General features: G+C 70.4%; 7 protein-coding genes. 4 read left to right on the top strand and 3 right to left on the bottom strand.

From position 1 onward, the window contains the following. Nucleotides 1–74 precede the first annotated feature (74 nt). Genes JNUCC0626_RS06560 through JNUCC0626_RS06545 form a run of 4 tightly spaced genes read left to right on the top strand, consistent with a single transcriptional unit; the run spans nucleotide 75 to nucleotide 4,768 of the window. Nucleotides 75–1,856 (top strand): ABC transporter ATP-binding protein, encoded by a 1,782-nt coding sequence (locus JNUCC0626_RS06560; protein WP_394618761.1) that lies wholly within the window; start codon nucleotides 75–77, stop codon nucleotides 1,854–1,856. After that, entirely contained in the window at nucleotides 1,853–3,607 is a 1,755-nt protein-coding gene (locus tag JNUCC0626_RS06555; RefSeq protein WP_394618760.1) for an ABC transporter ATP-binding protein, read from the top strand. Before JNUCC0626_RS06560 ends, JNUCC0626_RS06555 begins: the two co-directional genes overlap by 4 nt. Next, nucleotides 3,604–4,461, top strand: a complete 858-nt coding sequence (locus JNUCC0626_RS06550; protein ID WP_394618759.1) for a class I SAM-dependent methyltransferase — start codon at nucleotides 3,604–3,606, stop codon at nucleotides 4,459–4,461. The genes JNUCC0626_RS06555 and JNUCC0626_RS06550 overlap by 4 nt, the downstream gene beginning before the upstream one ends. A gap of 55 nt (nucleotides 4,462–4,516) precedes the next feature. Continuing rightward, complete coding sequence (locus JNUCC0626_RS06545) at nucleotides 4,517–4,768, top strand: phosphopantetheine-binding protein (protein ID WP_394618758.1); 252 nt, start codon at nucleotides 4,517–4,519, stop codon at nucleotides 4,766–4,768. Between the two features lie 51 nt (nucleotides 4,769–4,819). Here the strand turns inward: JNUCC0626_RS06545 and JNUCC0626_RS06540 are convergent, their stop codons facing one another. The 3 genes from JNUCC0626_RS06540 to JNUCC0626_RS06530 are packed head-to-tail and all read right to left on the bottom strand — an operon-like array spanning nucleotide 4,820 to nucleotide 14,711. Next, on the bottom strand, nucleotides 4,820–6,667 hold the full coding sequence (locus JNUCC0626_RS06540; RefSeq protein WP_394618757.1) for an SIP domain-containing protein: 1,848 nt from the start codon (nucleotides 6,665–6,667) through the stop codon (nucleotides 4,820–4,822). 30 nt (nucleotides 6,668–6,697) lie between these two features. Then, the gene (locus JNUCC0626_RS06535; protein WP_394618756.1) at nucleotides 6,698–13,873 is read right to left on the bottom strand and encodes an amino acid adenylation domain-containing protein; all 7,176 of its coding nucleotides are present in this window, start codon (nucleotides 13,871–13,873) and stop codon (nucleotides 6,698–6,700) included. A gap of 43 nt (nucleotides 13,874–13,916) precedes the next feature. Then, the gene (locus JNUCC0626_RS06530) at nucleotides 13,917–14,711 is read right to left on the bottom strand and encodes an ABC transporter ATP-binding protein (RefSeq protein WP_394621978.1); all 795 of its coding nucleotides are present in this window, start codon (nucleotides 14,709–14,711) and stop codon (nucleotides 13,917–13,919) included. Between the last annotated feature and the right edge of the window lie 70 nt (nucleotides 14,712–14,781).

Here is a 14,781-nt window from a genome sequence, read left to right as displayed (position 1 = left end):
TTCTCTTGAGACCAGATCGCCGACCGAGGCAACGATCACTACTACGTCAATGAAGGCTAGGCTAACCTTGCGCCGTGCCACCACCCATCCCGCCACCTGACCGCGGCGACGCCCACGCCGGGTCCGTCCACCGTCCTGACCCGTTGGGGCTGGGGCGGGGACCTCTGACCCGGTGGTTGCCCGTGCTCCTGCAGGCGCCCACCGTGCCGCCGGAGGTCACGCCGTTCGAGACCCCCGAGGGGACGACGGCCGGTCGGTTCCTGGTGCGCGTGATCCTCTCCGCGCGGCGGATCACCGTTCCCGCGACGCTGGCGGCGATCGTGTGGCAGGTCGGCGAAGCGGCCGTCCCGGTGGTGATGGGCCTCGCGATCGACCGGGCGCTGGCGACCGGGAACGCGGGCCAGTTGGTGCTGTGGCTGGGCGTGCTGGTGGCGCTGTACCTCGTGCTGACGGTGGCGGCGAAGTTCGCCGTCCAGCTGACCGCGTACGCGATCCAGTCGCTCCAGCACCGCCTCCGGACCACCCTCTCGACCCGCGTGCTGCATCCGGTCGGGGGCGGCGCCCACGCGCCGGACGGCGGTGTCGTCTCGGTGATGACCAACGACGTCGCCCGGCTGGCCAACGGCGTTCAGCTCTCGATCATGCCGATCGCGCGGATCATGACCATCGGCTTCATCGCCGTGTCGCTGCTCGGGACGCACTGGGTGCTCGGGCTCGCGGTGCTGATCGGTGCGCCGGTCGCGGTGTGGCTGATGGGCGTGCTGAGCGAGCGGCTGTCCCGGGACACCCGCGAGTACCAGGGACTGCTCGCCGGCACGGTCGGTCTGGCCACCGACGTCGTGGCCGGGTACCGGGTGGTCAAGGGAATGCGCGCCGAGGCCGAGGCGACCAGGCGGTACCGGGAGGCGAGCCAGGGCACGCTGGTCGGCGCCAAGCGCAACGCGGGAGTGCTGGGGCGGTTCCTGATGGGCTCCGGCGTGGTCACCGGCACGTTCGTCGCGGCCGTGATGGGACTGGCGGGCTGGTTCGCCGTGGACGGGCAGCTGACCGTCGGCCAGCTGATCGCCGCCGTCGGCCTCGCTCAGGCGTTGCTGCCGCAGATCCAGTCGATCGCGAACGACTCCATCCCCAACCTCGCCGGATCCCGTGCTTCCTCCGCGCGCATCCTCGACGCGTTGCAGACCGACGCCACGGCAACACCCGAGCCGGACGACGCAGCCCGGCCAGTGGTCGGACCGCTGCCGGTGCTGGAGGTGTCCACGCCGGGCGGCACGATCCGGGTGGAGCCCGGCGAACTCGTGGGCGTGCGCATCGACGACCTGAGCGCCGCCCGCGTCGCGGAGGCGTTGCTGGATCCGCGTGATCCCGGCAGCGAGGTGGAAGTGCGGCTGGACGGCATCGCCGCGCGGGAGCTGACCGCGCCGGAGTACCGCTCCCGGGTCACGTTCACCCCGCACCGCGTCATGCTGTTCAGCGGCACGATCCGCGACAACCTCACCGCCACCGCGGCCTCACCCGAGCTGGTGACCGCTGCGGCGGAAGCGGCGGCGTGCGGTGACTTCGCCGCCGATCTCGACCACCCCGTCGGCGAGGACGGCAACAGCTTCTCCGGCGGTCAGCTCCAGCGCCTCGCCCTCGCCCGCGCGTTGGCGAGCGACGCCCCGGTGCTCGTGCTGCACGACCCGACCACGGCCGTCGACCCGGTCACGGAACACACGATCGCGCGACGGCTGCGCGACGTCCGGGCGGGCCACTCGACTCTGCTGATCACCTCCTCCCCCGCGTTGCTGGGCAGCTGCGACCGCGTCGTCGACCTGCTCGACGCCGCACCGGTACCCGCGAGGACGACCTCATGAGCGCGGCAACCACGAGCACGCTGCCGGTCGCGGGCGGCAAGGAGACGGCTCGGGAGGTGTGGCGGCTCAGCCGAGGGCATCGGCTCCGGCTCGCCCTGGTGGGAGTGCTGGGAATCGTCAGCACCGCCGTCAACCTGATCCCGCCGGTGATCATCGGGTTCCTCGTCGACCGGGTGCAGGCCGGTACCGCCGACGTCGGCACGGTGCTGACCGTCACGGCCGCCATGGTGCTCTCGGCGGTGCTCGGCGCGGCCGGCACCGCGGTGACGATCGTGCTCGCCACCCGCGTCTACCACACCGTTCTCGCCGGGTTGCGCGAACAACTCGTGAGCCGTGCGATGACGCTCCCCCAGCACCTCGTCGAACGCGCCGGGACCGGAGACCTGATCTCCCGCACCAGTGACGACGTCACCGCCGTGGCCGACGCCGCCCCCGCGGTGATCCCCGCGCTCACCGTCTCCGCGTTCACCATCGTCGTGTCGCTGGGCGGGCTCGCGGCGCTGGAATGGCCGTACGCCGTCGCTTTCGCCGTCGTGCTGCCCGTCTACGTGCTCGTCATGCGCTGGTACCTGCGCATCGGCCCTCGGGTGTACGGCGCCGAACGCGCGGCGATGAGCGCTCGGGCACAACAGATCCTCGAGTCCCAGCGCGGTTACGCCACGGTGCTCGGGCTCGGGCTCGCGGAGCAGCGGCACCAGACCGTGATGACCGCGTCCTGGGGTGTCGCGGTGCACACGCTCCGGTCGCGCACCGTGATGGCCATGCTCAGCCTCCGCCTGAACCTCGGCGAATGCCTCAGCCTCGCCACCGTGCTCGTCGTCGGCTTCTTCCTGATCGAGGCGGACGCGTCCACCGTCGGCGCCGCCACCGCCGCGACGCTGATCGTCCTGCGCCTGCTCGACCCGGTCAACGGACTGCTGTTCGTCGTCGACGACCTCCAGTCCGCCCTCGCCTCGCTCAACCGCATGATCGGCGTCGCCACCATCCCGGACGAGACCGACGAGGCGCCGGCGACCGCGGACGAGGGCATCGCCGTGCGGCTGCACGAGGTCGCGTTCCGCTACGGCGACGGCCCCAGCGTGTTCGACAACCTCACCCTCGACATCCCCGCCGGTGAACGCATCGCCGTGGTCGGTGCCTCCGGGGCGGGCAAGACGACGCTCGCCGCCGTCATCGCGGGCGTCCACCTGCCCGTCGCCGGGACGGTGGCCCAGCCCGGCCGGACCGCGTTGATCACCCAGGAGACGCACGTCTTCGCCGGCACGGTGCGGGACAACCTCACGCTGGCCGCTCCGGGCGCGACCGACGACGACATCGGCGCGGCACTGGACGCCACCGGGGCGGCCGGTCTGGTCGCGCTGCTCCCGGACGGTCTCGACACGATGATCGGCACCGGCGGACATCCGCTCACCGACGCGCAAGCACAACAACTCGCCTTGGCGCGGCTGCTGCTCGCCGACCCGGAACTGGCGATCCTCGACGAGGCGACCGCCGAGGCGGGCTCCACCCACGCGGGCTTGCTGGACCGTGCCGCCGAAGCGGCGTTGCACGGACGCACCGGGTTGGTGATCGCGCATCGCCTCTCCCAAGCCGCGACGTGCGACCGGATCGTCGTCATGGAGCACGGCCGGATCATCGAGACCGGCACCCACGACGAACTGGTCGCCGCAGGTGGCGTGTACGGCGGGCTGTGGAGCGCGTGGGAAGCCGGACGGACCATGAACGACAAAGCAGGAAGGACTGGCTCGTGACGAATGACGTTGTCGGCACACCGGACAACACGGCGGTACGGACGGCGTTGTGGCGCGCCCTGCACACGCAGGTGGACGAGCAGCCGCACGTCCTCGAGGACGTGCTGGGTGCCCGGCTGGCGCAGGACGACGACGACTGGCGCGAGCGCGGAGACATGGTCCCCGAGGCCTCACGCGGAAAGCGCGGCACGGTCGTCGCCCGGGCCCGGCTGACCGAGGACCTGGTGGCGCAGGCCGTGAGCCGCGGCGTGGACCAGTACGTGATCCTGGGCGCGGGCCTGGACACCTACGCGCAGCGTCATCCCGACGCGGGCTCGACCATGACCGTCTTCGAGATCGACCAGCCGGAGACGCAGAACTGGAAGCGGCACCGGCTGCTCGAACTCGGGTACGGCATCCCGGACTGGCTGCGGCTCGTCCCGGTCGACTTCGAGGCGAACGACGACTGGTGGGAACGGCTGCAGGCGGCGGGATTCGACACCTCACGTCCCGCGGTGGTGTCCTGGCTCGGGGTCACCATGTACCTGACCGAAGAGGCCACGTCGGCGACGCTGAAGCGGGTGGCGAGCCTGCCGTCCGGCTCCTCGCTGATCCTCACGTTCTTCCGCCACCTCGAAGATCTCCTCCCCGAGGACGTGCAGATCCGGCGCGCCTCCCGGGAGGGCAACCGGCGGGCCGGTACGCCGTTCATCAGCTTCTACAAGCCCGACCAGATCACTGAACTGGCGCGGCAGGCGGGTTTCACCGGCTCCGAGTACGTCTCGGCGGCCGACCTGGCCGACCGCTACTTCGCGGGCCGCACCGACGGCCTGCGCCCGTACAGCGGCGAGGAAGTCCTGATCTCCACCGTGTGACACGGCCGGTGGGAACTGTCCAAAGATGTTGGCACGCAGTGAACGAGGAGTTTTGATGAGCCTGACCACCGAGCAGATGATCGCCGACGTCGCCGACGTGTTGTTCATCGAGCCCGCGGAGATCGACTACGAGTTGAGCCTCCGCGACCAGGGAATGGACTCGGTGCGCCTCATGGATCTGGTGGAGCGGTGGCGCACCGCGGGGGTCGACCGGATCGACTTCATCACTCTGGCCGAGGACTCGCGGCTGGGCCACTGGATCGAGGTCATGGAGAAGCTCCAGGCCGGTGAGGAAGTGGCTTCCTGACCGGGTGAGGGAGGGCGTCTCGCCGCGTGCGAACGCGGCGAGACAACGCAATCAGGGCGCGAGCACCCGCAAGGTGTTGCCCCAGCCCACGAGTGACGTCGCGACCACCTTCAGCCCGGCACCGGCGATGACCGCGTCGAGTTCCTCCGCGGTGCGGTAGCCGGAGCCGTGCAGCGTCAGCCGCAGGATGTCGAGTTCGGCGTCGTGTTCGTCCAACTCGTCGACGTCGAAAGTGGCCTCCACCACCAACACCCGGCCACCGGGGCGCAGGCTCGCGGCGGCCCGCTGGAGGATGAGCTTCGCCTCCGCGTCACGGTGCTGCCCGAGCGTGTCGATGATCAGCACGGCGTCGGCGGGTTCGGTCTGCTCGAACACCGACTGCTCGACGATCCGGATCCGATCACGGCGTGCCGCGTCCGCGATGCTGGTGGGAATGTCGCTGCGGAACCACTCCGCCGCGGTGGGCAGCGCGACGATGTCGACCGTCGCCTCCGGATGCCCCGAAGTGAGGTAGTCGGCGTGGACCGCCGCGGCAGGCGCGTGGACGACCACCCTGCCGACGCCCGCGAGCGCGGGTGACTTCGCCAGCGGCTCGGCGAGCACCTGCGCGAAGCGGGACTTGTCCTCCAGGCGCTTGTGCTCGAACGTCGCGTCGCCGCGCAGGGCGTCCCAGTCCTGGCCGGTCACCGACTCCAGCACCGGACGATCGTCGCGGACCGCCGCTTCCAGGCCGTGGAACGCCTGTGTCATGCGGAAGTCGACCCCGGTGGACACCAGGTGGTCGAGCACGGACTCGTCGGTGAGGAACTCGCCGGTCTCCGTGAGCTGGTACTCATCGCCTTCTCGCGCAAGGAGTTCGAGCGTCTGGAGGTACCGCAGGAACTTCATGAGGGAGCGTTCGTTCGCTCCGGTGTGCTGGGCGAGCGCGGCCGCGGTGCGCACGCCGCGGCTGATGCAGTCGGCGATGCCGAGGTTCGCCGCCGTCCGGATCGCCAGTGGCGGCAGCAGTTCGGACATCTCGTGGAACTTCTCGAACGCCTCGTCGTTGCGTTCGGGGTCGGGCAGGGCGGGGTCCTCGTCCAGCGCCACGACCTCGGCCCGCCGCCAGTAGCCGGTGAAGTCGATGTCGGCCTTGTCGACCCCGCGTTCCTCGATGAGGTACCGCCGCAGATCGCGCACCACGGACTGCTCCCCGGCGAGCCAGGCGAACATCGAGCCCTCGCGCTCGCCGGCCTCGCGCACCGCGTGCAGCAAGGACTCCGTGCCCGCCGCCCGTCCGTTCCGCACGACCCAGGTCACCTCGACGCCGGAACGTGCCGGGAAGTCGATCCGGTGCGACTCCTCAGCCACCTCGACGTAGACGTCGGCCTGGGTGCCGTCGGGAAGCTCGCGGAGCAACCGGTCGATCGCCGGGATCGCCGTGTCGTCACCGATGACGAGGAACCGGTCGTACCCCTCGGGCAGGCCGCTCGACGCCGACGGTCCCCCGACGTGCAGGCGGTCGCCCGCCTTCGCCCGGTACGCCCACGTCGTCGCGACGCCCACACCGTGCTTCACGAAGTCGATGTCGAGCTCACCGGCCTGCGCGTCGTAGCGCCGCACCGTGTAGACCCGCCACAGCGCGGGCGGGTCGGCCGGCCACCGGAACTTGCCGTCCCGGTAGACCGGGAGCACCGGGTCGCTCTCGCCGGGGTACGGGAAGATCAACCGGACGTTGTCGTCGAAACCCTCGGTGGTGAACGCGGGGAACGTCGTGCCGTCGTCGCCGGTGAACGATCCCAGCTGTTCACCGGTCAGGGTCACCCGGCGCAGCCCGGGAGTGACGTCGACGACCCGCGCCACCTCCAACTCCCGCAGGGCGATGGTGTGGACGAAGGTGGGACGGGCACGACGCGGCACTACGACTCCTCGTGGTCGGACATCAAGACTTTAGCAACGGAGTTGATCAGCCAGAGCTGCTCGAAGATCGTCGGCGACCTGTTCCGCGAAGCCGAGGAACGTGATCGTCGTCGCGTCCGGGCCGAGGTGGTACCGGATGACCGCGCGGTACAACCGCTCGACGCCCTCCGGTGCCCCGGCGTCCCCGTAGACCCGTGTGAGGATCACCGCGGGCGAAGGGGCGCGCCGCAACGCTCGGCGGCCGGCCTTGTTGTGGTAGCGCAACAGGGCCAGCTCGGCGGTCTTGGCCGGCTCGGCCTCGTCGAGAGCGACGGTGGCGGTCGCGGTGAACGGACCGATCGCGTTCCCGGGAGTCAGCGGGACGTCCTCGTCGACCACGCCGCCGATCAGCGGTGCGATGCCGGTCGAGCGGAGCGCGTCGCGGATGGCTTTGCTGACAACGTCTTCGGCGAGAGCGCTGTCCCAGCGGAAGATGGAGACGTGGTCGGCGAAGGTGGGCTCGTCGATCGACTGGGCACCGGCGAGCAGGCCCTTCCAGCGGTCGAGCCCGTCCGTGGCGACCGCGTCACCGGCCGCCTCGACGGCTTCGAGCGCCGGGACGAGAGCTGCCGGGCGCGACACCTCCGCGTGCTGAAGTGCCTGTGCCAGAAGGTGCAGCGAGGCTCGGTCGACGATGGCCGCGTGGACGGCGAGCACCGCGACCGTCGGCGTGCAGGCGAGGGCCGCCGGGCGGCCTGCCGAGATGTCGACGAGATCGACCGCGGCCGCCCTGAGCGCGTCGACGTCCGTGTCGGCGGGCAACTCCACGAGCTGGGGCTGGACCGCGTCCGGAGGCAGCAGGTGGGTGAACCAGAGCCGCCGGCCGGAAGTGTCGACCGACAGGCGCAGCGCGTCCGTGGCGGCGACGAGCGAGCGGAAGGACGAGGCGACCGTCGACTCCGCGGGCAGGGTGATGAGCTCGGTGAAGACGTACTCGCCCGGTGCGGGGTCGGCCTCGCGCAGGCGTTCGAGGGCGGCGGAGGTCGGCACGAGAACCGGTTCCGCCGCAACGGTGTCCGGCGGCTCGACCAGCGCGGCGAGAGCGCCGATCGTGCGCCCCGCGAACACCTCGGACAGCTTGAACGTCAGATCGTGCGCACGGGCACGGGCCACGATTCCCGCTGCGGAGATGCTGTCGCCACCCAGGCGGAAGAAGTCGTTGTCCACACCCAGTTCGACGTCGTCGCCGAGGTGCAGCACGTCGCGGAAGATGCCCGCCAGGGCGATCTCGGCGTCGGTCTCCGGTGACCGGCCGTCGGCGCTGCCGGCGGCCAGGCTCGGTTGCGGCAACGCGCGGCGATCGAGCTTTCCGTTGGCGGTGACCGGGAACCGGTCCAGGCGCACGAACGCCGTGGGCACCATGTAGTCAGGCAACGACCGGGCGAGGTGCTCGCGCAGCGCGTCGAACAGCTCTGCGTCCTCCGCAGCCCCGGCCGTGGTCACGTAGGCCGCGAGGTACTTCCCCCCGGCCGGGTTGTCCAGGGTGACGACCGCCGCGCCCGACACGTCCGGGTGCTGTTCCAGGACGGCGCTGATCTCGCCGAGTTCGATCCGGAAGCCGCGGATCTTCACCTGGTCGTCGCTGCGACCGAGATACTCCAGCTGTCCCAACGAGTTCCACTGCACCACATCGCCCGTGCGGTACAACCGCGCGCCGTCGTCGCTGAACGGATCAGCCACGAACCGGTCAGCGGTCAGGCCCGCGCGGGACACGTATCCGTTCGCGAGTTGCACCCCGCCCAGGTAGAGCTCACCCGCCACCCCGACCGGCACCGGACGCAGCCACGCGTCGAGAACCCGCGTCGTCGTGTTCGCGACCGGAACGCCGATCGGCACGCCCACCGCGTCGGCGAGCCCGGCCCGGACCACCGGGTGAGCGGTCACGTCGACGGCCGCTTCCGTTGGCCCGTAGAGGTTGTGCAGCTCCGCGTTCTCGAACAACGCGACGGCACCGGCCGCGGGCGACACGGGCAACGCCTCGCCGGAGCAGAACACCCGGCGCATCGAAGCCACCGACTTGCGGTCCGGGTCCGAGGCGAGGAAGGCCTGCAACATCGACGGCACGAAGTGGGTGACCGTCACCGCGCGACGATCGATCACGTCGAGCAGGTACTGCGGATCCTTGTGCCCGCCCTCCTGCGCCACGACCACCACCGCGCCGGTGACGAGCGGCAGGAAGAACTCCCACACCGACACGTCGAACGTGAACGGGGTCTTCAGCAGCACCCGGTCCGCCGCGCCGATCCCGTAGAGATCACGCATCCACCACAGTCGGTTGACGATGGCCTGATGGGTGATCTGCACGCCCTTGGGGCGTCCGGTGGTGCCGGAAGTGAAGATCACGTACGCGGCGTCCTTGGGAAGCAGCGGACGCGAGAGTTGTGGCGGGTCGATCACACCGGCGTCGAGGCGTTGGCGAACCAGTTCGACATGCCGGTCCGTGAGCACCACCCGTGGTGCGGCGTCCGCGAGGATGTGCTGGACGCGGTCGGCGGGGTACTCGGGGTCGAGCGGCACGTACGCCGCGCCCGCGCGGATCACCGCGGCCAGGGCGACCACCAGGTCGGCCGAACGCGGCAGTGCGACCGCGACCCGATCCCCGACCCGCACGCCCTCCTCGACGAGGACGTGGGCGAGAGCGTTGACCCGCGCGTCGAACTCGCGACGGGTGAGTTCGACGCCGTCGTCCGCGATCACAGCGACGGCGTCCGGGCTCGCCGCGACCTGCTGGCGCATCCACTCGTCCAGCGTCGTCGCGGGAACGTCGGCCGTGTCGCCGCTCGACCAAGTGTCCAGTTGCCGCGTTTCCTGTGCGGGCAACAGGTCCAGGTCGCCGACCCGCGTCTGCGGACCGGCGGCGATCTTCTCCAGCACCGACGTGAAGACGGCGACGAACCGCTCGGCGGTGGCGCCGTCGAACAGATCGGTCGCGTAGGCGAGCTTCCCCGACAGACCGTCGAGCGAGTCGAAGACGTCGAGGTCGAGGTCGGTCTTGACCGCGCCCACCGCCGCGTGACTCGGTGTCGTGAGGACGTTCCCGATGCGCAGGCCGTTCGGACGGCGGCTGTCCGCGACGCGGTGGGTGAGCATGATCTGGAACAGCGGGTTGCGGCCGACGGCTCGTTCGGTGCCCAGTGCGCGGGTGATCGCCTCGAACGGCGCGGCCTGGTGCTCGAACCCGTCGAGCACCGTCCGCCGGGTGTTGCGCAGCACGTCGGTGATCGACTCGTCGGCGCGGAACCGGTGGCGGATCGGCAGGGTGTTCACGAAGTAGCCGACGAGGTCTTCCAGGCCGTCCTCGGTGCGTCCGCCGACCGGTGACCCGATCACCACGTCCTTGGCGGCGCCCAACGCCGACACGGTCAGCGCGGTCGCGGCCTGCAGGGTCATGAACATGCTCACGCCCTGCTCGTCCGCGACCCGGCGCAGGCCGGTCACGACCTGAGGATCGACGGTGAACCGCAGATCCGCGCCGAGGTGGCTCGGTGCCGCCGGGCGGGCCCGGTCCGGGGTGATCGTGGACTCGTCAGGCGCGTCCGCGAGGACGTCACGCCAGTGGTCGAGGTGCTGGGACAGCAGCGAACCCGAATCCGCCGCCTCGCCCAGGACTTCGCGTTGCCAGATCGCGTAGTCCGCGTACTGGACCCGCAACGGCGCCCAGCCCGGCTCCTCCCCCGCCGCCCTCGCCGCGTAGGCCGTCGACAGGTCGCTCAGCAGCGACGGGAACGACCATTCGTCCACCGCGTGGTGATGGACCGCGATGACGAACACCCAGTCGTCCGCGTCGGCCCGCAGCAGCGCGACGCGGATCGGGAGGTCGGCCGCGAGATCGAACCGGGCCTGCACCACCGCGTCCACACTCGTCCCGTCCTCGACGAGCACGGAAAGCCGGTCTGCCGCTTCGTCAGCGGGCACGACGACCTGCCGCAGCGTGCCGTCCTCCTCCACCAACAACGTGCGCAACGCCTCGTGCCGGGACACCACGTCCCGCACCGCCGTGATCAGCGCATCGGGATCCAGCGCGCCGCCCAGCCGCAGCACCACCGGCACCACGTACCGGCCACCCGGCCCACCCAGCTGATCGATCAGCCACAGTGCTTGCTGGCCGTGGGAAACCGGCAGAACGGCCGGGCGCGGCAGGTCGCCGATGCGCGGGCCGGACGTCTCGGTGGGTGCGGTGGAGGTGTCCGCGATGAGGGCGAGGTCGCTGATCCGGGGGTGGTCGAAGACGTCGCGCAACGTGAGTGCGATGCCCAGCACCGCGTTGGCGCGGGCGACGACTCGGGTGGCGAGCAGCGAGTGTCCGCCGAGGCGGAAGAAGTCGTTGTCCACGCCCAGGTTCGTGTCGTCGGCGAGGTGCAGCACGTCGCGGAAGATGCCGGCGAGGGCGATCTCGGTGGCGGTCTGCGGCGCTCGGCCGTCGGCCGCACCCGCGGCGAGGTCCGGTTGCGGCAACGCGCGGCGATCGAGCTTCCCGTTGGGGGTGACGGGGAGTCGGTTCAGGCGCGTGAACGTCGTGGGCACCATGTAGTCCGGCACCGAGCTCGCCAGGTACTCGCGGAGTGCGTCGAACGACAGCGCGTCCGTGGTCGTGGTGACGTACGCGGCGAGGTACTTCCCGCCGGCCGGGTGGTCCAGGGCGACGATCGCCGCACCCGACACGTCCTGGTGCCGTTCGAGGACCGCACGGATCTCGCCGGGTTCGATCCGGTACCCGCGAATCTTCACCTGATCATCGCTGCGACCGAGGTATTCCAGGTGCCCCAAGGAGTTCCACTGCACCACGTCGCCGGTGCGGTACAGCCGTCCGCCGTCGTCGCTGAACGGGTCGGCCACGAATCGGTCGGCGGTCAGGCCTGGCCGGGCGAAGTATCCGTCCGCGAGTTGCACGCCACCCAGGTAGAGCTCACCCGCCACCCCGACCGGCACCGGACGCAACCACGCGTCGAGAACGTGCGCCGTCGTGTTCGCCACCGGCACACCGATCGAGGTGTCGCCGACGATGACGACCGCCGTGCCGTCACCGGTGACCTCGGACGAGCCGTAGAAGTTGTGCAGGGTTGCTTGCGGCGCGGTAGTTCGCATCGTGTCCGCGGTGCCCGAAGTGAGTGCTTCACCAGAGGAAACCCAGGACCGGACCGACGCCAACGCCGCAGGTGCGTCGTCGTGACGGACGAGCACGTCGGCCAGGCTGGGCACGGTCAGCAGATGCGTGACCCGATGCCGGGCGACCGTGGCGAGCAGACCCGCCGGATCCTGCGCGGTTTCCGCTGACACGACAACGATTCGGGCACCCGCGATCATCGGCCCGAACAACTCGGTCACCGCGTCGACGAAACCCACGCCGCTCTTCGACAACGCCACATCGCCGGCCCGGTGGTCCAGCACCCGCTCGCCCCACGCGAGGCGGTTGACGAGCGTGCGGTGCGTGAGGGTCACACCCTTCGGATTGCCCGTCGTACCCGACGTGAAGATCACCACGGCCGCGTCGAACTCGCTCAGCGGCCGATCCAGCACGGGCGCGGTGTGCGGACCGGCGGCCAGGTCCTGAACTTCGGTGACGACCAGCGCAGGAGCGGCGGTGTCGAGGATGTACTTGATGCGCTCCACGGGATATCCCGGATCGATCGGCACGTAGGCCGCCCCCGCACGCAACACCCCGGCCAGCGCCACGACCAGGTCCACCGAGCGCGCCATGGCGATCGCAACGCGGTCACCGACCCGCACGCCGTCATCGATGAGGGCGTGCGCGAAGGCGTTCACCCGAGCATCGAACTGGCCGTAAGTGAGCTCGACGCCATCGGCCACGATCGCGACCGCGTCCGGATCAGCCTCGACCCGCCGACGCACCAACGCGTCCACTGTGGACGGCTCGATGGCGAGCGTCTCGCCTCGCGTCCCCTCGGCATCCGGTGCGATTCCGGTGCTCAGGTCGTACAGGGTCCGGGCGGGCGAACCGCGGAGGGCGGCGTCGAGGAAGCGGCTGAACCGGTCGGCGTGCCGCACCGGGTCGCCGGTGGCGGACCCGGTGGTCAGCTCCAGCCGGATTCCCTTGTCGGCGTTGCGATACACCGCGAGGTCGAGCGACCCGACCGGGCCGGTGCTGATCGTTTCGGAGACCGCGGGAACGTCACCCAGGCTCGACATCGGTTCGAAGAGCCTGATGTTGATCGTCGGCAGCACGAGGTACGAGGCCTGACCACCGCCCCACAGCCGAGCGAGCTGGTGATCTTCGACAGTCGTGTGCCGCCGAGAGGTCTTCAACTGGCCCGTGACGACACCGAGGACATCGGCGAAGACGTGCTGCGGACTGATCGCGGTGGCAACCGGCATCGCCCGCGAGATCGCGCTCGGCGTCTTCAACGACTCGCGATCGTCGCGCAACATCAGGGGAACCCGGACCGCCACGCTGTCACGACCCTCGACGACAGCGGTGTACACGCCCCACAACGCGATCAGGGCGTCAGTCCAGGAAACCCTTGCGGTGCGGGCGAACTGCTGAACCAACGCGTAGGTGTCATCGGGTGCCGGGACGACCACCGGCCGGCTCGACGAGGTGAAGACCTCCGCCAGGTCCTCCCCGTGGCCGGAGTTCTCGATCCCGAGGACATCACTCCAGTACGTGACGTCCTCTGCGGCACCGGCACCGTCGGGCTCGGTGATGGTCAGCCTGCCGAACCACGGGTCCGGTACCGGAACGCCTGCCCGGAGCGCGGAGTAGACCTCGCCGACGCGACGGATGAACAGCGAGATGCTGTAGCCGTCGACCAGCAGGATGTCGGTGACGAGGATCCACGCCCAGGTGCCGTTCTCGCGGCGGACGAGGGCCGAGGTCGTCCTCGGTTCCCCGGCAGCGGCAAGGCGTTCACAGGCCAGCACCCGGACCCGGTCATCGCCGAGTCCGGCGTCGACGATCTCCGTCGAGAGAGTGGTCGTGGTGTCGACGTAGCCGAACGGGACGCCGTCGTCGTCACCGAAACGAACCCGCAGCGTGTCGGTCTCCGCGAAGGCAGTGCTCACCGCTGACGCGAACGCGGCCGGGTCGACCGCGCCGTCCAGCCAGATCAGCTGACCGGCGCAGAACACCGAGGCCTCGGGAGCGAGCTTCCGTGCCACCCAGTTGCCGCGCTGGCTCGCAGTCAGCCGCACACGATCGAAAGCCGTCAACGGAAGCACACCCACTTCTCTTGATACACCGCAGAAACGAAGGTCAGGACGTGGGACGCCCAGGCGGGCGTTCCCGGCCCAGCGGCACGACCGAGGGCGTGCCGGCGACCGGATCGGGCACGACGAGGCACCGCAGTCCGAACACCTCGTGCACGAGGTCGGCGGTCACGATCTCGGACGGCGGGCCCTCCGCGACGACGTGCCCGTCCTTCATGGCGATCAGGTGCGTGGCGTAGCGGGCGGCGTGGTTCAGGTCGTGCAGCACGGCGACCAGGGTGTGGCCGACGTGGTGCAGGTCGGTGAACAGCTCCATCAACTCGATCTGATGGGTGATGTCGAGGAACGTGGTCGGCTCGTCGAGCAGCATGATGCTGGTGTGCTGCGCGAGCGCCATGGCCACCCACACCCGCTGGCGCTGACCACCCGACAGCTCGTCCACCAGGCGGCCGGACAGCTCGGTGACCGACGTCTGGTCCATCGCCCGCAGCACGGCCTGCTCGTCGGCCTCGGTCCACTGCCGGGCGAACCCCTGGTGCGGGTACCGGCCCCTGGCCACCAGATCGCCCACGGTGATGCCCTCGGGGGCGATGGAGGACTGCGGCAGCAGCCCGACCCGCCGCGCCACCTCCTTGGTCTTGAAGGAGTGGATGTCCGCGCCGTCCAGAACGACCTGCCCGGCAGACGGTTTCAACAGCCGGGACAGGCCGCGCAGCAGGGTGGACTTGCCGCACGCGTTCGGACCCACGATCACGGTGAACGACTCGTCGGGGATCGCCACCGACAGGTCCCGGGAGATGACGCGCTTGTCGTAGCCGATCGTCGCCGACTCCACGTGCAGACGTGAGCCGCTCGGGTGCGAACTGGCCGCGGGTGCGTCTCCCGCTGCGGCGAGACCGTCGACGGCGCTG

Source organism: Lentzea sp. JNUCC 0626 (assembly GCF_043632865.1).
Taxonomy (GTDB): domain Bacteria; phylum Actinomycetota; class Actinomycetes; order Mycobacteriales; family Pseudonocardiaceae; genus Lentzea.
This window is presented reverse-complemented; position numbering and strand designations above follow the sequence as displayed.

Coding starts and splice junctions, on each gene's coding strand:
- JNUCC0626_RS06545 (WP_394618758.1), top strand. CDS start 4,517: ATGAGCCTGACCACCGAGCAGATGATCGCCGACGTCGCCGACGTGTTG.
- JNUCC0626_RS06555 (WP_394618760.1), top strand. CDS start 1,853: ATGAGCGCGGCAACCACGAGCACGCTGCCGGTCGCGGGCGGCAAGGAG.